At 34.9% G+C, this 21,364-nt stretch carries 19 protein-coding genes and 4 tRNA genes; 14 read left to right on the top strand and 9 right to left on the bottom strand.

Going from position 1 to position 21,364, the window contains the following annotated elements; all coding sequences use genetic code 11:
• Both J3U09_RS02920 and J3U09_RS02915 read left to right on the top strand, forming a co-directional pair.
• Positions 1-784 (top strand): hypothetical protein (locus J3U09_RS02920; RefSeq protein ID WP_267357070.1); only part of this gene is annotated, 784 nt, incomplete at its 5' end.
• A gap of 63 nt (positions 785-847) precedes the next feature.
• The gene (locus tag J3U09_RS02915) at positions 848-2,347 is read left to right on the top strand and encodes a hypothetical protein (protein WP_267357068.1); all 1,500 of its coding nucleotides are present in this window, start codon (positions 848-850) and stop codon (positions 2,345-2,347) included.
• Positions 2,348-2,547: 200 nt separating this feature from the next.
• Here the strand turns inward: J3U09_RS02915 and J3U09_RS02910 are convergent, their stop codons facing one another.
• Complete coding sequence (locus J3U09_RS02910; RefSeq protein ID WP_267357066.1) at positions 2,548-3,348, bottom strand: sulfite exporter TauE/SafE family protein; 801 nt, start codon at positions 3,346-3,348, stop codon at positions 2,548-2,550.
• A gap of 146 nt (positions 3,349-3,494) precedes the next feature.
• Between J3U09_RS02910 and J3U09_RS02905 the strand changes: the two genes are divergently transcribed.
• Positions 3,495-4,118 (top strand): LysE/ArgO family amino acid transporter, encoded by a 624-nt coding sequence (locus tag J3U09_RS02905; RefSeq protein ID WP_416379869.1) that lies wholly within the window; start codon positions 3,495-3,497, stop codon positions 4,116-4,118.
• A 35-nt stretch (positions 4,119-4,153) separates the two neighbouring features.
• A complete protein-coding gene (locus J3U09_RS02900; protein WP_267357064.1) occupies positions 4,154-4,354 on the top strand; it encodes a hypothetical protein in 201 nt (66 codons plus the stop codon).
• A 225-nt stretch (positions 4,355-4,579) separates the two neighbouring features.
• Here J3U09_RS02900 and J3U09_RS02895 read toward each other — a convergent pair.
• The 3 genes from J3U09_RS02895 to J3U09_RS02885 all read right to left on the bottom strand — a co-directional run bounded on the left by J3U09_RS02895 (position 4,580) and on the right by J3U09_RS02885 (position 4,857).
• Positions 4,580-4,655 (bottom strand) — tRNA-Lys (locus tag J3U09_RS02895).
• A 17-nt stretch (positions 4,656-4,672) separates the two neighbouring features.
• Positions 4,673-4,748, bottom strand: a tRNA-Val gene (locus J3U09_RS02890).
• 33 nt (positions 4,749-4,781) lie between these two features.
• Positions 4,782-4,857: transfer RNA gene (locus J3U09_RS02885), tRNA-Val, on the bottom strand.
• Between the two features lie 194 nt (positions 4,858-5,051).
• Here J3U09_RS02885 and J3U09_RS02880 point away from each other — a divergent pair.
• The 6 genes from J3U09_RS02880 to tusA all read left to right on the top strand — a co-directional run bounded on the left by J3U09_RS02880 (position 5,052) and on the right by tusA (position 9,265).
• Entirely contained in the window at positions 5,052-5,951 is a 900-nt protein-coding gene (locus J3U09_RS02880; RefSeq protein ID WP_267330160.1) for a PilN domain-containing protein, read from the top strand.
• Entirely contained in the window at positions 5,944-6,417 is a 474-nt protein-coding gene (locus J3U09_RS02875) for a hypothetical protein (RefSeq protein ID WP_267330161.1), read from the top strand. The genes J3U09_RS02880 and J3U09_RS02875 overlap by 8 nt, the downstream gene beginning before the upstream one ends.
• Positions 6,414-6,767, top strand: coding sequence for a hypothetical protein (locus tag J3U09_RS02870; protein WP_267330162.1), 354 nt, complete (start codon positions 6,414-6,416; stop codon positions 6,765-6,767). The genes J3U09_RS02875 and J3U09_RS02870 overlap by 4 nt, the downstream gene beginning before the upstream one ends.
• A 29-nt stretch (positions 6,768-6,796) precedes the next feature.
• On the top strand, positions 6,797-8,101 hold the full coding sequence (locus J3U09_RS02865; protein ID WP_267357062.1) for a secretin N-terminal domain-containing protein: 1,305 nt from the start codon (positions 6,797-6,799) through the stop codon (positions 8,099-8,101).
• A gap of 116 nt (positions 8,102-8,217) precedes the next feature.
• Positions 8,218-9,024, top strand: coding sequence for a Cof-type HAD-IIB family hydrolase (locus J3U09_RS02860; protein ID WP_065734362.1), 807 nt, complete (start codon positions 8,218-8,220; stop codon positions 9,022-9,024).
• 10 nt (positions 9,025-9,034) lie between these two features.
• The gene (gene tusA, locus J3U09_RS02855; RefSeq protein ID WP_065563097.1) at positions 9,035-9,265 is read left to right on the top strand and encodes a sulfurtransferase TusA; all 231 of its coding nucleotides are present in this window, start codon (positions 9,035-9,037) and stop codon (positions 9,263-9,265) included.
• A 28-nt stretch (positions 9,266-9,293) separates the two neighbouring features.
• Here the strand turns inward: tusA and J3U09_RS02850 are convergent, their stop codons facing one another.
• Entirely contained in the window at positions 9,294-9,701 is a 408-nt protein-coding gene (locus tag J3U09_RS02850; RefSeq protein WP_267337469.1) for a protein YgfX, read from the bottom strand.
• A 448-nt stretch (positions 9,702-10,149) separates the two neighbouring features.
• Between J3U09_RS02850 and J3U09_RS02845 the strand changes: the two genes are divergently transcribed.
• The 4 genes from J3U09_RS02845 to J3U09_RS02830 all read left to right on the top strand — a co-directional run bounded on the left by J3U09_RS02845 (position 10,150) and on the right by J3U09_RS02830 (position 13,665).
• Positions 10,150-12,690 carry a penicillin-binding protein 1A gene (locus tag J3U09_RS02845; protein WP_220224982.1) on the top strand — a complete coding sequence of 847 codons (2,541 nt, stop codon included), beginning with the start codon at positions 10,150-10,152 and terminating at the stop codon, positions 12,688-12,690.
• Positions 12,691-12,703: 13 nt separating this feature from the next.
• A complete protein-coding gene (gene rsmD / locus J3U09_RS02840; RefSeq protein ID WP_267357060.1) occupies positions 12,704-13,261 on the top strand; it encodes a 16S rRNA (guanine(966)-N(2))-methyltransferase RsmD in 558 nt (185 codons plus the stop codon).
• The gene (locus tag J3U09_RS02835; protein ID WP_065563094.1) at positions 13,261-13,518 is read left to right on the top strand and encodes a DUF1145 domain-containing protein; all 258 of its coding nucleotides are present in this window, start codon (positions 13,261-13,263) and stop codon (positions 13,516-13,518) included. Before rsmD ends, J3U09_RS02835 begins: the two co-directional genes overlap by 1 nt.
• A gap of 71 nt (positions 13,519-13,589) precedes the next feature.
• Positions 13,590-13,665 (top strand) — tRNA-Gly (locus J3U09_RS02830).
• A gap of 62 nt (positions 13,666-13,727) precedes the next feature.
• Here the strand turns inward: J3U09_RS02830 and J3U09_RS02825 are convergent.
• The 4 genes from J3U09_RS02825 to J3U09_RS02810 all read right to left on the bottom strand — a co-directional run bounded on the left by J3U09_RS02825 (position 13,728) and on the right by J3U09_RS02810 (position 21,317).
• Positions 13,728-15,185 (bottom strand): hypothetical protein, encoded by a 1,458-nt coding sequence (locus J3U09_RS02825; protein WP_267357058.1) that lies wholly within the window; start codon positions 15,183-15,185, stop codon positions 13,728-13,730.
• Entirely contained in the window at positions 15,179-16,549 is a 1,371-nt protein-coding gene (locus J3U09_RS02820) for a DUF6384 family protein (RefSeq protein ID WP_267357056.1), read from the bottom strand. Before J3U09_RS02820 ends, J3U09_RS02825 begins: the two co-directional genes overlap by 7 nt.
• Positions 16,549-17,700 (bottom strand): hypothetical protein, encoded by a 1,152-nt coding sequence (locus J3U09_RS02815; protein WP_267330167.1) that lies wholly within the window; start codon positions 17,698-17,700, stop codon positions 16,549-16,551. Before J3U09_RS02815 ends, J3U09_RS02820 begins: the two co-directional genes overlap by 1 nt.
• A 251-nt stretch (positions 17,701-17,951) precedes the next feature.
• Positions 17,952-21,317, bottom strand: coding sequence for a DUF6138 family protein (locus tag J3U09_RS02810; protein ID WP_267357054.1), 3,366 nt, complete (start codon positions 21,315-21,317; stop codon positions 17,952-17,954).
• Between the last annotated feature and the right edge of the window lie 47 nt (positions 21,318-21,364).

Below are 21,364 nucleotides of genomic sequence, written 5' to 3'. Positions count from 1 at the left end.
TTCCAGACCTAATTTAGAATTAGGTGATATTAATGAGAACGGTTATGATATAGACTTCCGTGGTCCAGCTTCGATTTGGAACCCAAGTAAAGGGTTTCTTACTCAAACACTTTCCCCGTTATTTTATGGTCAAAATTTTCCGACTACTGGTGCTAACAACTTATACTTTGATTTAGACATTATCGGTAGTGATCAACCATTGTCTTGGTCTCCAGTCTCTAAGGGGGGTATCACCGCGACAATGACTAATTCTACCGCTACAAGTGTACGCGTTACCTTAACCGGTCCAGTTGCGAGTTCATCCCAATGGGCATCTAATCCCCCAGGTAGTATTGCTATACCTACTTTACCTCAGACTTTCGAGTTAGTCGGACGAGATAGTCAAGGAAATGAAGCCGTTAAGTATGGATTTGAGTTAAAACAGTGGTTCATTCATCGTGGCGATAATCGTGACACTTATCCTGAAACCTTATCCTGGTGTAATAGCTTTGGTTATCGGATGGTTAAGATGAAAGATTTAACTAATGCTATTCGTTCAGCAAAAGGAGAAACAATAACTAGTGCTACGCCCTCATCATCTGGGAATCATTACCAGCGTCAGATTGGTGCAGGTTTTTTTACCGAGTGGGGAACTGTGTCCAACTACGCCAACGCCAATTTCACTTTCAGCTTTTACTGGACAAATGACCCTATTGATAGAGACCATTTTGTCGTGTCTGCATCCAACGGTGCTGTGGGTTGGTTTAACTACTACACTCAATACGGGCTTTGCGTTTCGCCTTAGTTACGTTAATGAGTAAGCATAAAAATATATAAATCAGAATATTAATCAGCAAGGATGCCAACTATGCATTATAATTTCAAATATCGACAACACAGGTTAAATTATTATTTAAATTTATTTAATTTAAGCATTCAACGCTTATTTTTCCATTTCAGTTTATTCATCCACGAAAATTTAAGAACGCTTTGCCGCTCATTGCGAAGTGCTTTTCAATGCTTATTTCGTGGTTCCAAATTATCCCGGCAAATCTTTTTAGTGTTAATGGTGGTTGCTTTTCATCCTTTTCCTGGCCATGCGTTAACATCTAAAACATCAAATGTTGTTAATGGTAATGTTCCGTATTTAACATTTGATGGCGGTCGCACACGTGCAACTAATACCGACGGTTTGCTAGGGATTACTCTATCAAATGGAATGAGATATACCCCGTCAACGAATAATTCATCAAATTTTCCAATAGTACTACCGATAGTAGGCCAAAGTTTTGCAGATATTAGTATGTTTGTGCCAACTAATACCAATTCAGTTGAGCTCAGTACCGTTATCGGTTGGCCATATAATTATTGGGGCGATGATGATGGTGATGGTGATATTTCTGCGACAGGCAGTTTAAATTTATCTATTTTTGATAAAAACGACCAACCAGTTTCACGTTATACTGTACTGGATATTTGTAATGCACCCTACCGAATTGTATTAAGTAATACATTCAGTACATTGAGTTCACGTTATGGTGTTCCGAATAGCCGTTTCTATGGTGATGGAAATGTAACATATTATGTTAAACCTAATTTACCACCAGCGATTTGTTTTGTTAAGCCAGATGTGGTTCATGAAAGAAGAGAATACAATGGTCCAGATTGGTTGTGGGACAGTAATAAAGGTTTTCGGATTCAATCAACATCCCCATCATCTTATAACTTAAATTTCCCTACAACGGGTGCTCATGGTTTGTACTTTGATTTGGATATTGGTGGTGTGGGTCCGCTGTCATGGGCGCCTGTTTCACGAGAGGGTATAACCGCGAATATGTACTATTTAAACAATACCACTGTACGTGTTACATTAACCGGTCCAGCAATTCCGCCATCTCAATGGCATTCTAAGAATCCTAATCGTATAGCTAAGCCGACTCTACCCCAGACCTTCGAGTTAATTGGTCGTGATAGTCGAGGTAACGAAGTTGTTAAGTATGGTTTTGTGTTAAATAAGTGGTTTGTTAATAACGGTGATGGGGTTAATGCTAGGGAATGGACATTGTCGTGGTGTAAACAAATAGGAAATTATAAAGTTCCGATGATGAGCGATTTAACTAATTCAAATTTTAATGGCTTCGGTGCTAAACCTTCATCATCAGGTAATTATTTTCAGCGACGAATTGGTGCTGGTTTTTTTACTGAGTGGGGCTATATGCAACATTACTCCGGAGCCAACTTTTTCTATTTCACTTATTGGGCACGTAACAAGTATGGTGAACAAGGAATTCAAGTATTTCCAAGCTCAGGCGTTGCAAGACCTAATGCTTTTAATGGAACGTCCCTTATGCTTTGTGTTACACCTTAACTATTATTTTTCATCCTAATTCTTAGGGTAAGGGAGTTGGGATAGAAAAAAGGTTATTAATTGATAGCAGACTTGAAGTCACAACCAACGCGATAAAAAGGATTTTGTGGCTTATCGACGTTTGAATCACCCGCTTAGGCGGGTTTATTTTTGCCTTATTTTTTAAAAAAGTTGATGAGCGGGGTTTTTGAAGCTTCAAATCACGAAATTATAAGCTTTATAGCTATTAGCAATAAAAAGATACCAAAGTATTTTATCAATTTATTTATCGATAATCCTTGTGCAATTTGAACACCCATTTTGGCCATGGGTATACTGGTGATCATAATGGATATTACTGCTGGTAGATAGACAAAGCCTAAACTATATTCTGGTAATTCTTCAATATTCCATCCTGCAATAATGTAGCCAATCGTTCCGCCAAGCGCTACCGGTAAGGTAAATGCTGCAGAGGTGCCAATCGCTTTACGTATATCTACCCCGCATTTTTTTAAGAAAGGAACCACCAATACCCCCCCACCGACACCAACTAGGGCAGCAAACACGCCAATTAGTCCACCAATAATGATATAAATCGTGTCATGAAATGATACAGCGTTTCGATTTTGGGCGACATTGGTGCTTTTGAGAATAAATTTACTTCCGGTGTAGACAAGAAAAACGATAAAAATCCATTTTAACCAAACACCGGGAATATAAGGTGTCATATACGATCCGCCCATCGTGCCAATCATGCATCCTAGCACCATCTTTTTTAGAATCGACCATTGGATATTATGATTTTTATTCTGAACCCAACTTGATGATAAGCTGGTGCCAATAATGGTGGCAAGCGATGAGGCGACGGCGATGTGGTTTATCCATTCTCCACCATGATTAAAGTGATTAAGTACTATAATTAATGCAGGTACAATTAACGATCCTCCACCCACGCCAAATATACCTGCTAGCAATCCCGCAAATGCGCCTATCATTAAGAAGATTATAAATTCGACAACCATTTCTTGTACTTTTTTATTTTTTTATTCAGGGGGATAATTATAACTGTTTTTTATAAGTGCGTAATAATTCTTGGTTTTGATACAAAATTTTTTGTTCTTTTTGTATAATGCTTACTTTTCGTTGATTAAGGATTTTAGGTTAAATGCTGACCGATATTTTACGTGGTGCGATGATTTCGGCGAGTTTAATTATTGCTATTGGCGCGCAAAATTTGTTTGTGCTTAAGCAAGGGTTGTTAAAAAATCATATCTTTTTTGTTGCTGCTATCTGTTTTTTTTGTGATTTCGCTTTGATGACTATTGGTATATGGGGCGTGGGGGCTTTTATTAGTCGTTATCCTATAATTACTAATTCATTAGCCATCTTTGGTGCATTGTTTTTGCTTTGGTATGGATTTAATGCATTTAAAAGCGCAGTGAGAGGTGATAGCAGTATGCAGGTTGATTCTGCCGAGCAACGAAAGAGTTCTTTAACAAAAGTGATTTTGTCGACAATTGCGGTGACTTTACTTAATCCTCATGTTTATTTGGATACAGTGGTAATTGTTGGTGGGATTGCCGGTACTTTTTCTACTGAGCAAAAATGGGCGTTTTTAATTGGTGCAGTTTGTGTGTCATTTATTTGGTTTTTTGGTATTGGGTATGGCGCTAGGTTGCTTACGCCTCTATTTAGACAAAAAAGAATGTGGGTCATATTGGATTCAGTTGTTGGGCTGGTGATGTTTTATATTGCTTATCGACTTATTGTTTATGTGATTTGTGGTCAATAATGTGACGCTTTTGGCGTTACACTTTTTTAATCTGTTTGTTTTTTCTCATTGCTATCGTTGCAAATTTTGGCGTTAAAGATGAGGTGCTATTTAAACGTTTATTTGATAGCAAACCTTATAATGCTAAATTGCCAATTGCATTACCAGATTCAATGGATAGTGTTATCAAACAATCTTCTGATTTACCAAACAGTATGAAAGCGCTCTATCCGTTAGGTTATGGAGTAACCCGTTAGTCGTTTGGACCTTTTTAATGTCGTTTTATTCAATGCTATTGCCTAAGGGCAATAGCTGTTTTGCGTTACATCATTTTCTCTATCAATTTTATCTTTAATTAAGAGTTCTCACTTATTTCTTTTATTTTTCTTTTAAAGGGACACTTGAGCGAAATTTTTTGAGGAAAATAATAAATATATTGAATGATGCGTTTAATTAATGATGTTTTGACAAGAGAGAAAAAATGGTGGGTCGTGAGCGATTCGAACGCTCGACAAACGGATTAAAAGTCCGCTGCTCTACCGACTGAGCTAACAACCCATAAAATAAGTAGTAAGTGGTGGGTGATACCGGGTTCGAACCAGTGACCCCCTCCTTGTAAGGGAGGTGCTCTCCCAACTGAGCTAATCACCCCAATGTTTCTTTCGAAAACTTCACGGTAAGAATTGGTGGGTGATACCGGGTTCGAACCAGTGACCCCCTCCTTGTAAGGGAGGTGCTCTCCCAACTGAGCTAATCACCCTTACCGTGTGGATGTGCATTATAAGGCGTGTCTTATTTCAGTCAACCTTTTTTTTTACTTTTCCTAAAATTTAGCCCTGTTCGGTGTAATTTTAGTCATTTTTTGGATGATACTTCGCAAAAATGGATTTTGTAGGTTTGAATCTAGATAATTGTGATTAAGATTGGGCGATATTGTTTTTCAATCTATTTAGTATGATGGTTTTTAATAAAAGTCGCGTAGTAATTTATATCGAACCCACAAAACTGCACTATCAGTTAGTCGAATCAAGCGGTAAGGTGAATGAGGATTTTATCGTTTATCAAGATTTGGCTGATATCGATCAGTTTATGCATAATCTAAAACTACCAAGATTAACGTCAATTGAATTAAATTTAAGTGATGATTTTGTACAGTATCAAAAAACCACTTATCCCGATGTTAAACTGACGGTAAGCGAATTGACTAGTTATGTTGAAGCATCCCTATACAAACTTTTCCAACAATCTGGCAATCAGCTTTTTTTTGATTATGTATCCATTTCACCTAAAACTTTAATGATTGCTATTTGTGAGCGTAAAACGGTTAATGACTGGTTAGATTTGTTCCAAAAATATGGAGTAACATTTGTCGGTAGTCATTTTGAAAATAGTTCATTTAACTTTCTACCATGGCGAAAACAAAAGGCAAAACAGCACCAATTCAAGTTACTTCTTTTTGTTGTTAATTTTATCGGGGTGTTGACCTGTTATTTTTTTTATCTTTTGATGAACACACAGTCAGACATCGAACACTATTCTCAACAACTATCTGCTCAACAAGTGTTGCAACAAGAGTTGTTGGCTGAATCTTATATTCCTAATCCTTCACCAAGTCAAAAACAGATCCAACAGTCGCTACAAATGCTTTCTAACAAACTACCAGCAACGATTTGGTTAAATCTGTACGAATATGAGCCTGAAAAAATTAAAATTACCGGTCGTAGTGTCAATTATGTGGATATTATCAATTTTAATCAGCAACTTTCTGCAAATGTGACGAAAAGTCAGGTAAAAAATATTGAGAAAAGTCAGGATAGTTTGTTGTTTCAAATGGATATTGAGTTGAATGAATAACGACTTTCTAGAGAGGCCGATTTGGCAACAATACTTAGTTTGTATTTTATTACCGTTAACACTGTTTTTTATTGGTTATCAATTTTTTATTCAGGACTTAAAGCAACAAGCTGATCAGCAAATGGCGTTGTATCAAGAAAAGCAAGTTGAAATTGAAATGCTTCAAGCAAGAATTGAACGTTATCATGCTGCTAAAAATAGTTCGCTAACTTTGATAACCGAGCATGAACTTGCTAACGCTATTGATCGTCATCATTTGAAGTTGATGTCGTTCAAACTGGAACAAAATGATTCAGCAACTTATTGGGATGTTGAATTAAATGGGCAATTTTTTGATTTTATGAAATTTATTGGCGATTTTAACGAAAATTTCTACTATTTGAACTTTCAACAGTTATCAATCGGTAAGCAAGATAATTATTTGCGGATTAGATTTAGTTTGTTGTTTAAGAAGGGTATGCAATGAGTCGCTATTTATTTGTTTTTGCATTGATGATGTGTTGTTTCATAGTGAATGCTGATGGTCATCGCGATCCTTTTTTGCAAAAGATCGAGCTAGGTTGCCAAGAACAAACTGATCTTTTAAATATGCAGATTCAGGCTTGGCAATTTAGAGGATCTATTCAACGCGTTAATTATCAGCAATTATGGCTTTCGTCAGATAATGATTGGTTAGCTATTACTGATAATAATGTTCCTCATGTTTTGTTTCCGTGGGAAATTGAAGCTGTGTTAAGCGATAAAATTTTATGGCAAGCAAGTTTACCTGAGTATTGTAACGATAAAGTGCTTTGGACAATGCCGTTAACTAAATAAGATGAGATCGATATTTGAGGTGGTAATTAATGAATCAAGCCAGCCAACTATTTAGTCAATTAGTTAGTCAATTAGCAAAGAATTTAAGGCAATTGACGATTTTGCTTATGCTTTTATCAATTCCATGTTTGGCTGAGCCTTCCATTTCAGCAGAGAAAGAATCAAATGCTCTTATTTCAATGAATTTTTATCAAACGGATGTCGCAATTATTTTGCAAGCGCTGGCTGATAATAAGCAGATGAATTTAGTGATGATAGATGATATATCAACTAAACAAACCCTCAAACTTAAGAATGTTGATTGGCAAAAAGCTTTAAAGGTGGTGTTAAATTCAGCAAATTTACAGGCCGAAATTGAGGACAATATTTTGTTTGTCTCAAAATCTATTGAGCCGGAGGTGCTTGCGCAAAGAGAGTTATTAGAGCAGAAGGAACAGGAGTTAAATCAGCCGTTAACCTTGTTAACCATTCCGATTAAACATGGCGATCCTAATAATTTAGTAGAGACCATCCAGCAACAAGGATTATTATCTGAACGCGGTAAGGCGATAGTTGATAAGCGAACCAATTCAGTGCTTATTACTGATATGACCAAACAATTTGCGGATATTAAGAAGTTAGTTAAGGCTTTGGATCAACCCATTCCACAAGTCCATATCTCGGCCCATATTGTCACTATGAGCGATGAGAGTATGGAGGAGTTAGGGATTAAATGGGGATATTTGGGTAAATCTTCACAATTTTTTAATCAGCTGGATGTTGACCTTGGGGTCGTTAATCCTTCTTCTTCTGCGGGTTTTAATTTAGCTAAACTTTCTGGTAGTTTGTTGAATTTGGAACTTTCAGCATTAGAATCAGAAAATCAGTTAGAAATTATTGCTAGTCCGAATTTATTAACTGCAAATCAAAATATGGCATCGATTAAGCAGGGAACAGAGATTCCGTACGAAGTGTCAACGGGGGGGAATGGTTCGACATCCATTGAATTTAAACAAGCGGTATTAGGTTTAGAAGTTACGCCTAAAATTGTTGCTGATAAACAAATGATTTTGGATTTATATATCACACAAAATACTACGGGTCGTTCGATTAAGCGCCGTGATGGGGGAGAAGCTTTAGCCATTGAAACGCAAGAAATTAAAACTCAAGTGAAAGTTAAAGATGGTGAAACCGTGGTTTTGGGTGGAATTTTTCAGCAAGTTAATAGTAATGGGAAAAAGAAAGTACCTGGTCTTGCTCAAGTGCCAATTATTGGGAATGCCTTTAAATATAATGCTAAAAAAAATCAAAAAAGGGAATTAGTGATTTTTATTACTCCGCAATTAGTTGAGTAAATAGCGATGGAGTTGTATCATACTCTACTATAATTTATGACTTTGTATTGAGTTAGTTGATTCTCTGCAAAGTGTCGTTATTCTAATCACCAATTATTATAAAAGTTGAGAATATCATGTTTCATTTTGTTGCTTCTGATCTAGATGGTACTTTGTTAAATACCGAACATAGTTTATCGCCGTTTACAAAAAAAATTCTTCAGGCATTACGGGAAATGGGTATTCATTTTGCTTTTGCAACAGGCCGACACCATATTGATGTTACTCAAATGCGTGAAAATATGGAAATCGATGCTTTTATGATTACATCAAATGGGGCAAGAGTTCACGATAGTAATGGTAATTTAGTTTTTAGCCGTAGTTTTGATCCTAATTTAGCTAAAGAGTTGGCGGTAATTTGTAAAGACAGTCCATATATTTATACCCATGTTTACCGTGGCGATGATTGGCTAATTAATAAACCTGATGCCTATTCGCTTAGCTTTTTTGTTGATACAAAATTTAAATATCAATTTTTTGATCCAACTAATTTTGAGACTGATGATATTGCCAAAATTTATTTTACGACCTCTGATATTAGCCATAACCATTATTTGGTGGAGTTGAAGGACAAAATTGAAAAGCAATATGGTAATAAAGTTAGCATCGCGTTTTCAACGCCAAACTGTCTTGAAGTTATGGCGGAAAATGTGACTAAAGGCAGTGCATTAAAGTTAGTGGTTGAAAGCTTAGGCTATCAACTCAAAGACAGCATCGCTTTTGGTGATGGTATGAATGATTACGAGATGTTAAAAATGGCAGGTAAGGGCTGTATTATGCAAGATGCGAGTCCTGAACTTAAAGCACTGCTTCCTGAGTTGGAAGTTATTGGATCTAATGCTGATGATGCTGTTCCCCATTATTTAGCTAATCTTTTACTTTAATCTATTAATTATGATTATTGATAAAGAATTAAATACATTAGGTTTGCGTTGTCCTGAGCCGATTATGCTAGTGCGTAAAGCGATTAGGGAATTAGCTGTTGGTCAAATACTGCACGTTGTTGCTGATGATTTGGCCACAACGCGTGATATCCCGAGCTTTTGCCGGCATATGGATCACCAATTAGTTAACTCACAAGTTGAATCCATACCATTTGAATATTGGATTAAAAAATCACATTAATATAGTGTGTTAAGCTATTTTTTATTACCTATTTTGATAAATCAATTTTTTTGAAATGATAACGAAGTGTGCGCCAGTCATTAGGCGCAAGGTTATCAATCATTAAAAAAAGAGTTCTTCTTTTACCATTTCGCCGTGATTTTAAATTAATAATGATTATATAACGTAGTAGTAGTGGTTTTCGCGTTAAATACCAACGCTGTTTGTACCAATAAATTTGGTGTATATATTCAAATAGCGCAAATTCACCTTTTATAGTTTTGAAATAGCAAATACTACGCCACCATTCGATTATTAAGATTAATATTAAAACAAAAGTATAACTATTTAATGAAGTATGCGCTAATTGCAATAAGCAAAGAATAATCAAAATAAGATAAAAGCAGGTTGCACTCAAAAATTGTACTAACGAAGGGGTAAGTTTTGTGCTCCACATATTAATATTGTTTAAATTGATAAAATCACAATTATCTATTCGTTTTATCAGTTTTATTTAAAAATATAAAAATATTGTGAGATAATATACAAAATAATTTGAAAATTTACTAACTTTTGAGAACCTATCAATTAGTTGTTTAACCTGTAGCAAACCTATGTGGTATTTAATATCTGATCTATTAAGTTCTGCTAAAAAATTAAGTTATAAACTAATAAGTAATGGAATATGAAAGTGAAAATATATTAAAGGTAAATTTCTTTTTTAATTTAATATGTTAATAATTGTTTAATGGATTTAAACAATTTTTTAAGCATGGGTTAGCGTCGCTTTTTATTTTGAGTCTTTTCGAGTAAGTAGTATACTCATCGGCTAAAATGGATTGAGATCAATTAATACAGTTTTATTATCTTTCTTTGATTTAAAATCAATTGGATAGGAATGATTTGTGATAATATTAAAAATATTAAAATTTTGCCTTAAACTTATAATCGGTTTAGTACTTTGTGGCTTAGTGATAGGTATCGCTGGCTACAGTTATTATTCTAAAGATCTGCCAGATGTAGCGACTTTAAAAGATGTTCGCTTGCAAACCCCAATGCAAGTATTAAGTAAAGATGGTGAACTAATCGCTATTTTTGGTGAACGTCGCCGAATTCCTCTAAAATATGATGAAATCCCACCGATTGTCGTTAATGCTGTTATAGCTACCGAAGATGCACGTTTCCATGAGCATTTTGGGATTGATCCTATCGGTATTGTGCGTGCTATGTATATCGGGTTGAAGGATAAGAGCTTTTCACAAGGTGGTAGTACTATCACTCAACAAGTGGCGAAAAACTTCTTTTTAACACCAGAAAAAAGTATTTCTCGTAAAGTAAAAGAGATGATTATTGCAATTCGTATGGAGCGAGAATTATCTAAAGACGAGATAATGGCGTTATATCTTAATATGATCAACTTTGGTTCGCGTGCTTATGGTGTGGCTGCTGCTTCATATACTTTCTTTGGTAAAACGCCAGATCAGTTAACTATCGATGAAGCGGCACTACTAGCTGGTTTACCCAATGCGCCTTCTGCCTATAATCCAATTTCCCACCCAGAAAAAGCATTAACAAGACGTAATTGGGTTTTAGGTCGTATGCTAGATCAAAATTATATTACTCAAGCGCAATATGATGAAGCGACTAAGAAGCCTTTAAATGCAAGTTATCATACGCCAAAAATTGAATTTTCTGCGCCATATGTTGCTGAAATGGCAAGACAGTTTATGTTCGATAAATTTGGTGAGAACGCTTATACCGATGGCTATAAAGTTTATACCACCATATCTAAGACAGATCAGGTGGCAGCAACAGAATCAATACAAAAGCATATTATTGATTATGATATGCGACATGGTTATCGTGGGCCTGAAAAAGTGTTATGGCAAAATAATGAGCCGGCACTGAGTGACGAGAAAATTCAAGAAGCTTTACATAAATATATTTGCTATAGCGGGATGTGCCCAGCCGTGGTTCTAGAATCATCTGATAAGGAAGCAAAAGCAGTATTATCCGATAAAAGTAATATTACTATTGCCTTTCAAGATATGAAATGGGCGCGAAAATTTATCAGTGATAATCAACAAGGTGCCTCGCCGAGAAAGGTTAATGATACTTTAAAACCAGGTCAGCTGATTTGGGTTAAAAAATCTGGTGAGAATTGGGCATTAGCGCAAATTCCAGCAGTTAACGCTGCACTGGTTTCTCTTGATTCTGATAATGGTGCAATTAAGGCGATTGTTGGTGGTTATGATTTCAATTTAAGTAAATTTAATCGTGCAACACAAGCTTTACGTCAACTAGGTTCTAATATAAAACCATTTGTGTATACGGCTACGTTAGAGAAAGGGCTAACGATGGCGACGCTACTTAATGATGCGCCGATCGTTCGTACAACAGGTAGTGTGACTTGGCGTCCAAAAAATTCACCGCCTACTTATGCTGGTCCATTAAGAATGCGAATTGGTTTAGGGATGTCTAAAAATGTGATGATGGTACGTGCATTACGCGCAATCGGTATCGATTATGCTGCCACGTATTTAGAACGTTTTGGATTCCCAAAAGAGAATATTTCACATAATGAATCACTTGCTTTAGGTTCAGCTTCATTTACGCCATTGCAGGTTGCACGTGCTTATTCCGTTATTGTTAATGGTGGGTATTTAATTACGCCTTACTTGATCGAAAAAATTGAATATGACAATGATAGTGGCGTAATTTATCAGCATCAACCATTGATTGCTTGTCATAACTGTAAAGATGAAGTGGTAAAATTTGATTCTGTTTCAGTATCGTTAGATAATGTTGAAAACGAATCAAATGAGACGGGTAGTGAAGAGCCTGAAGAGGCAAATCTTAAAACAGAAGATAATTTAATCTTACCTAATATTAATAAAGACAATAAAACCACTGATGTTACACCTAAATATGCACCACACACCGTTGATAGTGGTATTGCATATATTATGAAAGATGGACTAAGAACAATTGTTTTTGGCGGTTCGGATTGGCAAGGTACTGCTTGGCGTGTAAAAGCATTAGGTCGTAAGGATGTTGGTGGTAAAACGGGTACTACTAACCAATCGAAAGACGTTTGGTTTTCTGGTTTCGGCGGTAACATTGTTACCTCGGTCTGGATGGGGTTTGATGACCACCGACGTGCTTTAGGTCGAACTTTCCGCGCTGAAGCCGGTGCAGTTACCGCTAACCCTATTTGGGTTGACTATATGAAAGTTGCTCTTAAAGATGTACCTGAAAAACAAGATGTAAAACCAGATAATGTTATTTCTGTTACTATCGATCAGCGAACCGGTATGTTACCAGGTTCTGGAGCGAGAACGATGTCAGAATACTTTATCAAGGGAACCGAGCCAACTACCTATGGATCGCAAGAAGTTGGTACCAGCGTGAAGGATTCACAGGGTAATACGCAAGAACTATTCTAAGTAAGGTTTTTATATGAATGGTTCTATAAGAATTATTGGTGGAAAATGGCGCGGAAGAAAGTTGTCAGTGCTTGATAAACAAGGCTTGCGACCAACCACAGATAGAATAAAAGAGACTTTGTATAACTGGCTAATGCCAGTTATACAAAATAGTGTTTGTTTGGATTGTTTTTCTGGTAGTGGATCATTAGGTTTTGAAGCCGCATCACGCGGTGCTCAAAATGTCACATTATTAGAGAAAGATAAACAAGTTGCCAATCAGCTTAAGAAAAATAAGCAGTTGATTGCATGTGATAATGTCGAAATTTATTCGACAGATACTTTTCAATGGCTTGATAGACCAGCCCAAAGACAATTTGATATTGTATTTATCGATCCGCCTTTTCATTATTCTTTAATCGAGAAAACACTAGAGCTTCTTGAGAATAACCATTGGCTAAGCCCATCTGCTTATATTTATATTGAATCTGAGCTGGGGCATGATTTTAATATTCCATCAAATTGGTATTTGCATCGAGAGAAGACAGCAGGGCAAGTTCATAGCTATTTATTTATACGAGAAGAGAGATAATGTTCATACTTTTGGGTAAACTAGTCTATTTATTTATATGGTTATTTTTATTATTTAATCTTGTTCATCCGTTTCCTAAACCAGCAAATATTCTCGCTTATATTGGATTGGTTGCTTTTACACTTATTCATGGATTACAAGCATGGATATTACAATCAACAATGGTTAATCAAGAAAAAGAACAGGATAAATTTAAAGCACTTAGATTTTTTATTTTTGGTGTTTTTGAAGCACTTAGCTGGAAAAACAAAAAATAAAGAATAAAATAGGTTGTCAGATATAAATATTTTTGTATAATGCTCACCACTTCTTTCGAAGCGTTCAATATGCGGGAATAGCTCAGTTGGTAGAGCGCAACCTTGCCAAGGTTGAGGTCGCGAGTTCGAACCTCGTTTCCCGCTCCAATTTCATCTCTATACAAAGTTTAGCTGTTAACTTAGTTCCAACACGATTATTTTTGTCCTGATTAGAAACTATCAGTCGTTTTAAAACCTCCGCCACCTGTTGATGAGCTGGATGAAAACCCACTGTCACTTGATGAACTATAAGATGACGAGGAGGAAGAATCCGAAGAGGATGATGAGCTCGAATAGGAAGATGATGATGATGAGCGTGAAGAGGATGAAGAGAAAGAAGAAGATCTCCTTGATGATGAATCGTCACGCGACCATCCTGAATTATGATTAGATGATTTTAATTCTCTCCTTATTGCTCTATACCCAAAAAGGGTTTGAACAACTGTTTCTGGAAAAATTTGATTGCTAAATAGCTGGTCTAATAAATCATTAAGCTTGAACGATGGTATGTTATATTCATAAATTGAGCTAGGAATATTGTTTTCCCTAAATAAATAGAATGTTTGTTCAAAACGATTATAAACATTGTCTAATTCGTTAAGCGTTTTTAATAACGAGGCCAGATATGCATCAATATCAAGTATTTGTTTATTTATCGCGACAATTTTTTCTAATAATTTATCATCTTCTGTTGATTTAGTTTGTAATGTTAAATCATTAAGTTGACTTAAAGATTGTTTTTGTAACAGTTTAACTAATTGATTTGAAATTAGTTTAAACTGCGAATTATTGCCTTTTTGAAGTTCTTGTAAGGTATTTTCTGTATCTTGTTTCTGTTTTTTATAATGTGCTAAATCTTGCTCAGTTAGCGCTATTGTTTTTTTCAATTTAGATAAATTTAGGTTAATATCAACCTCGCGTTCTTTCCGCTCTTTTGCTTTTAATGCTTGCTCATATGCTCGTTTTTTATTATTAAACCGTAACTGAGATTCTTTATATAAATCTTTAAGCATTTTATGATTTTTGAAATTTTCTGAAAAATTGATAAACCTTGCTACCCATGAGTCTAAATAACGAAATATTTTGAAGGCTTTATAATTTTTCTCTCCAAAGCGACGATTAATTAAATAATTGTAATAGTAATTTTGTTGATATTGTTTCAATTTGGTTGAAAATTCTTGTTGTGAACTTTTGAAGTTTTTTGTTTCTTTGGTTAGCTCGTCTTTAGTAATGTTATAATTATTTAATAGTGATAGATAATCTGCATCACTTTCAAGTTGTCGAATCTTTTCCGCGGTTAATTCATCTAATTTTAATAATGTTTCATCCATTTTTTGTTGGGAATCAGCAATAAAATGATCTAAATTACTGGATTTATTTTTTAAATTACAGTTTAAATCCTTTAACTGTTTAATGATTTTCTGAATTTCCAAATCGTTATTTTGGGGAGATTCTAATAGATAAATAGTCGCTATCTTTTGATAAATCTCTACTTGTTTATTTGTCAAATCAAGGATTTTTTGACGAGAGTTTTGCACCTCGTTATTAGTTTTCTCGATTGCACTAAAGATTTCCTGAAGTTTTATTTCAATACTTCGTTCAATATTGCTAGATTGCATATTTACCACTCTAAAATCCTACCTGTTTTAACTGTATTAGGACAGTTAAATTCTAGACGACCAATTGGTTTTTTACATAATTTATTTTCATCAATATGCCCATCGGCAATTTTATCTTTTTTAACCTTATTAAATTCTTTTTGAGAAACCTGCTGACCAAACATATCTACGAGTTTCGTTTCACCTGTTTCAATACTGGTTACCCATAGCGGTGTTGCTATTCCGGATGATGTTGTTGGTGTGACAATCACATACCAAGATTTACCGTTTGTTTTTTCGTGGGTGCGCTCAACTCCTGATTTATAATTAGGTTTGTCGACAATAGTAAGTGTCAAATTAGTTTGAGCTAGATTGAAATAATAAGACATCATTTGTTGATAATTTTCAAACTTATCAAAGTTGAGATTTTTTAGGTCAGCTTGTAAATCACTTTGTAAAGCAATAACAGGTACCATATCCGACTTCGGAACTTTTAGGGCTAATAATTTCTGATTATCAATCTGAATTTTATTTATAATGGTTTTTGCTCGTTCTGTGGAATTGTAAAGTGTTTCAATTTGATTGAAATCGATAACTCTTTGTCCTTGATTAAGATTATCAAGAACGGTATCGACTGCATTTTGTAGTACGTGATACTCTTTGCTTGTTTTTATAAACTCATCATCATCTATTAAATTAGCTAGCCGTTTATCATCTTCCAATAATTTTTTTAATATATTTAATTGAGTTCTAATATCCGACAATTTAGTGGTTACTGAGTCATTAATTTGCTTAAATTGTTTAACTAAACTATTTTCATCATCTGTAATAAAAGCCCCGTTAATGGTTGGCTTGGTGACTGTGGGAATAATTTTCTGGCTAAGTAGATTAGAAATTGAGGTCTTTAAATTTTTTACTGGAATCTGCGCATAATGAACAGAAGTTTTATCAATTTGCTTAAACTCGTTGCGTAATTCTGCTAATGAATCTTCCGACGCTAATATTTGACTATAGTAACTATCAATTTCTTGTCTAACGTCTCTTGTATAGATTAAATTATTAAAAAAGATTAAGGCTAAAATAAATAAGAATATGCTAAAAAGGCTAAATATTAACTTTCTTTTGATATAACAACGAACTAGAAAATGTTGAAACCAAGGACGTTTAGGTGCAACAAACCGTAACCGATTATCAAACCAAAGATCGATTCCTTCATCAACGATTTTATCGTCCACAATTTGACCTTTGGCTTCATAGAAGGTTTTAATGTTTTCTTTTAAATTAGCTCGTAATCCTTCGCGGTCAAGGTGCTCAAGTAGTAATTGTTGTTTTTGATATAATTCATCAATTATTGCCATTGCACCTAGTTGGTCACTAAGTTTAACATCCTGCATTAACCATCAACCTTCAAGATAATATTATTAAAGCGCTGTTTTCCATCTTCCACTATACGATCGATTTCTTTAGCATTATCAATCGATTCATTTCTTAGCTCTGTAATTAATTGTTGGCTTGATTCTTGATAATTGACAATGGCTTCAACTAATGCACGTAAAGAATCAGCTTTAATCGTCGAACCATAACCAGCTCTTAAACCTTCTTCAAGTTGCTTATTAGCTGAAGTAGCAATACTTTCAATGCCTTTATTCATACCATCTTTCATTGCTTCTAGTGTTTTAGTGCTTTCACTCAAACCTGTCAATGAAGTTATAGAAGCGCTTAATGCAGTAAATACAATTTCGTTGGTTGAAAAAAAGCTTACACTTTGTTGGTAGACACGCTCTTTTATGGAGGTTGTTTGTTGCAATCTTGCAAATACTGCTTCGGCAGAATTATAAGAAACGGTTAAATTATTGGCGAGATCTAAGATGATTTGATAACGGCTATCTTCTTGTTGTACATTGCGTAGAGCTTCGTCTCTAGCAAGTTCTAATCGTCCTCGAGCGACATGATCATCACCTGTAAAATTATCAACTTGAGCAATAGCGTCGGTTAATTTTTGTTTGCGTTCTTCAAGACGATCTGTCGCAATTTGCAGTACTTCTTCAGCAACGATTTGAGCTTGTTTTAGTCCAAAACGGAAATCTTGGTAGGCGTTTAAAATAATATGTTCACGCTCGACTTGATTACTTGTTTCTTTTGAAACATCTAAATAGGTTTTTTTTATTAAACTAAAACGATCAGGAATAGAACCACGTTGAAATGTCATCCAACCCATTTTAATTTTTTCCAAAAGATCTAACTTTCCGTCATCTAACCAACCAAGCATTTTTTCCATATCGGTACGGATACTATCAAAATGCTTGACAATATTAGAATAGCGATCAGAAACATGTACGCCATCAATTTGTTCCCGGACTACTTCATTAAATGCGCTTTGTTGTTGCAAAGTGTGAGCAATGGCGATAATACGATTTTTATCAATTTCAGCAACATTATCCAATAACTTTAAAATTGGCGCATCAGCCTGAGGTTTAACCATGATGCCGATTTTATTCAACAACTGTACTGCTCTATCTACATATGAAACTATTTGACTAGACATGTTTAATATTCCTTTAACTATTGTTCCTTAGTTAATTAAGAAAACTAAAAAGATTATATATCACTAAAAAAGTTATCACAAATTAGGATTAATTAGTTGTGAAATATAAATTTTAATTAAACTGTGATAAAAAACTAAGCTAAAGATGAACAAGGTAATAATATCCAAATTATTGAATATACCTAGATTTGACTTCCTCTTAGTTCTATAGGCCTAGAAGGAGGTCCATTTTAATTTCATTTGCATCTTTTTTATAATTTTGCTAACTTTTCCTGCCAGTATTCTTGATATTGTGGCAGGCGTTTTTGTGCAGTTTGGTACACCTGTTTTAGTTCAGTAGTATCGAGTTTTCTTTCCATTCTCTCCAATGCATAATCTAGTTTTTTCTGCTGCATATATGCCCTAAACAGTAGTGAGGCATCATAGGCTTCGCCCATATCCGGGGTGATTTTTTCAAGCTGTTTGATTGCCCGATAATTATCATCCTTCAAAACTCCGGCGGCTATAGCTTCATCCAAATACATCATACCGGGCTTGGAGTAATCAATGTTTGGGCTTCCTTTTGGACTATCGAAGTAATAGTATTGTTTTCGCAGTGCGAATAATTTCTCTTTATCGGGCGCTTGTTTGTTCATTGCATCTGCAATCTTAGCAAAATCCATTACTCCATAAATTAGCTGAGCTTGGTTTTTACCATAAATACCCATACCCACCTGATAAGGGGTGCCACTGAAATCAATCACGATTTTTTTTCCAAAGCAATACGCCTGTTCTGCACCCCAAATAATAGTAGAGTCGGGATTTATTTTATTCTGCACTTTATAAAATTGGATAATAGCGTCGAAAATGTAAGGATTGGTTATCGTTAATGGTGCAAAAATAATTGCTCTCCATGAGGAATCATAAGTATATAATTCATCGAGATCAAAACCGCGTTTTTTAGCTTGCAATGGTGTAATGACACAAGGTGGATTTTCAATAAAATCTTGCTCATTAATGATTAGCGGCTCGGAATCGCTTTCTGGTTTAGGTGGTGTAAATTCAATTTTATTACCCACCGCTTTATTTTTTTCATTCAATGCATCCCAAACCAGATCATGAAAATCAGCATAAATTAGTTTTTCGTCGAAATCGCTAGCAGAATTAAATAACTCTTTAATTTTTCTTAAAGCTTTTATACTTTTTATATCCGTATCATCTTCAAAGCCAAACCAAAATAAACGGCTGGCAATCTCTATAATCTTATTACTATTATGATACATTGAACCATGTTGGAAAAATTCAGTTAATGCAGCAAGATTCTGTGGTACTTTATAATATTGACTTGATAAACCACCAGATAACCAGTCAAAACTCAATTTTAACAAGGCAATTGCGACCGCTGTTTCTGGTGTTATACCCCAGTGTTTTGCAAGAATATTGCTAAAACGGCTTGCTAAAAATTCATGTTCACCGTCAGTTTCATTAGCATATTTGATTGCCACATCCATATATTTCACATCGGTCATGGCAAGTGAAATGGCGGCAAATGCTCCCGCCACCGATGATTCTTCATCCTGTAAATCTAAACTGTAGTGATATTGATACATAGTTAATTCAACAAACTCTCGAATTTTATCATGTAAGCTTTCATACATGGCTGCTTTGCGGAAAAAGGCATGTGAATTACTTGCCAGCCCAGGGTATTGTTTGATAATGCGAGAAAATTCAGGATAGTATTCAGGCTTGGCAACAAAATAAACATTAAGCCAATAACCCTCAAATATTTTTGAATAACCTTTTGCCATTAAGCTATTTAAATAATCAAGCGCATCGGAATATGCCTGTTCACTTTCTTGTTTAAAGCGTAAATAAATTTCTCCATCACTTGGCATCGCTCTGGCGATAATCGTGTCAGTTTCACAAAATACATCAGTTTCAGTAAAAGTATCATAAAAACGTTCGGTTTCAGATTGATCGTCTGGATCGTCTTTTTTTTCTGGCTTGCTATCAGGCTTGTTATCAATAATGCCCAGTTTATACCATGCTTGTTTTTGTATAACTGCTGGTTCATATCCTTTATCAACTAAGCATTCAACACCGTTATAAGCATATTTATAACTAAAATTTTCCCATTCAAACTGTAAATAAACTAAACTCCATTTGTTATAATCAAAATCTTTGTATTTCCTTAACAGAGAAGTTCCTTTCGATTCAGCCTCTTTTTCACCTGAATAAAGATATTTTTTTATTAATGCTAAAATTCTATCGGTATCGTATTGCTCAATAACGCCATTAAGGGCAAAATATTCGTCAATCGTGTCAGTTAGCAAATCTGCATAATATTCTTCCGATTGCTCCAGATATTTTAGGTCTCTTTCAAGCTCAAATATCCTTGTTTGTCGGAAGGTTTGTTCTATTGGTATTTCAATAAGAATATTATCTGTTTGGAAAAGGGCAATTCTGAAATATTTATCAGTCATACCACCAAAAAAACCATCATCCAGCATTTTTTGAAGTTTTTCGGTAAGTAGTGGAACAAAATATTGATTATTTATCTCAACGCCATAACTAGTCCCATCATATTCTAGCTCATTTAGACTTTCTGAATAATAGCGTTTGGAATTTCGTTCATTAAATAAAGCATATATTTCCAGCGTTTTATAATCAAAGGTAATATTAAAGCCACAAACATTTTCAGGGAATTTGTTAACTGAAATATTTTTTTCACCTTCTGTCTGGGTAGTTTCAAAAATACTCTGTAATGCGTTAACTATTTTATCCACCATTTGTACCGGATAATCGGTAAGATATTGTTCAGCCAGATAATGGATTGATTCGGAATGAGTCTGATAACGGTCATAAATATATTTCATCACACCTTGCGCAAAGATTTCTTGGAAAAGAATTTCTGGATCTCTGATTCTTAAAAGATAAGGAATGCAATCAAAGTGAATCGGTGATATTTTCTTCATAAATTTTGAAAATATCATTTGAAGCATATCTTTGATGAAAATTTGAAATTCCTTATTGTTTGGACTTAACGCTTTTAATTGTTCGAACTTAGCTTCAATATCGAACTGCTCACCTTGCTTTATATATTTCCGTAACAAAACTTTTAAGTTATCAAATTCTTGTTCTTGTGGTGTTTTGGTGACTGTCTCTTTTTTAATCGGAGTATTACTTTGTTTTGGTGGTTGTTTAACTGGAGCAACTTTTTTAGGTGGAACCTTACGTAACTCTTCAAAATCAAATGGGTTAGGTTGACCTTCACCAACCCATTCGTCGAGGTAAAACCATGGTTTTTCTTTACCGTCATCAATCACATCTTTGGGTGGTGTGGGTTTGGGGTGGTTTTTCGGTTTTGGGGCATCGGGCATTTTGATGATTGTTTTTTCTGTACAGGTTGATTGTTCAAGCGCTGGTGGGATCGCTTTTTCCTGATAGCCTTTTTTGATTTTCGATCTGATCAGTTTGTTGGCTTCTTTTTCCGCATCGGCAGGCGATGAAAACGTTTTAACTTGTGTTTGTCCTTTTGTTCCTATCTTACCAAATACGATTGTTAGGGATTCGTCTTGTTGGGTGATATACCAAAATTTATTCGATAATGTATCCTTAAACTCCAGATAATACTTCATTTCCTATATTCCTAATTATAATTCTATGTCAGTTCTTATAAATAAAT

This window comes from Gilliamella sp. B2889 (assembly GCF_026536885.1).
Classification (GTDB): Bacteria; Pseudomonadota; Gammaproteobacteria; order Enterobacterales; family Orbaceae; genus Gilliamella; species Gilliamella apicola_E.
The sequence above is the reverse complement of the archived record's forward strand: the minus strand, read 5'-3'. Positions and strand labels throughout refer to the sequence as shown.

Excerpts from the sequence above, each read along its gene's own strand:
- J3U09_RS02915 (WP_267357068.1), top strand. The coding sequence starts at position 848 with ATGCATTATAATTTCAAATATCGACAACACAGGTTAAATTATTATTTA.
- J3U09_RS02910 (WP_267357066.1), bottom strand. The coding sequence starts at position 3,348 with ATGGTTGTCGAATTTATAATCTTCTTAATGATAGGCGCATTTGCGGGA.
- J3U09_RS02880 (WP_267330160.1), top strand. The coding sequence starts at position 5,052 with ATGATGGTTTTTAATAAAAGTCGCGTAGTAATTTATATCGAACCCACA.
- J3U09_RS02875 (WP_267330161.1), top strand. The coding sequence starts at position 5,944 with ATGAATAACGACTTTCTAGAGAGGCCGATTTGGCAACAATACTTAGTT.
- J3U09_RS02870 (WP_267330162.1), top strand. The coding sequence starts at position 6,414 with ATGAGTCGCTATTTATTTGTTTTTGCATTGATGATGTGTTGTTTCATA.
- J3U09_RS02865 (WP_267357062.1), top strand. The coding sequence starts at position 6,797 with ATGAATCAAGCCAGCCAACTATTTAGTCAATTAGTTAGTCAATTAGCA.
- J3U09_RS02860 (WP_065734362.1), top strand. The coding sequence starts at position 8,218 with ATGTTTCATTTTGTTGCTTCTGATCTAGATGGTACTTTGTTAAATACC.
- tusA (WP_065563097.1), top strand. The coding sequence starts at position 9,035 with ATGATTATTGATAAAGAATTAAATACATTAGGTTTGCGTTGTCCTGAG.
- J3U09_RS02850 (WP_267337469.1), bottom strand. The coding sequence starts at position 9,701 with ATGTGGAGCACAAAACTTACCCCTTCGTTAGTACAATTTTTGAGTGCA.
- rsmD (WP_267357060.1), top strand. The coding sequence starts at position 12,704 with ATGAATGGTTCTATAAGAATTATTGGTGGAAAATGGCGCGGAAGAAAG.
- J3U09_RS02835 (WP_065563094.1), top strand. The coding sequence starts at position 13,261 with ATGTTCATACTTTTGGGTAAACTAGTCTATTTATTTATATGGTTATTT.
- J3U09_RS02820 (WP_267357056.1), bottom strand. The coding sequence starts at position 16,549 with ATGCAGGATGTTAAACTTAGTGACCAACTAGGTGCAATGGCAATAATT.
- J3U09_RS02815 (WP_267330167.1), bottom strand. The coding sequence starts at position 17,700 with ATGTCTAGTCAAATAGTTTCATATGTAGATAGAGCAGTACAGTTGTTG.
- J3U09_RS02810 (WP_267357054.1), bottom strand. The coding sequence starts at position 21,317 with ATGAAGTATTATCTGGAGTTTAAGGATACATTATCGAATAAATTTTGG.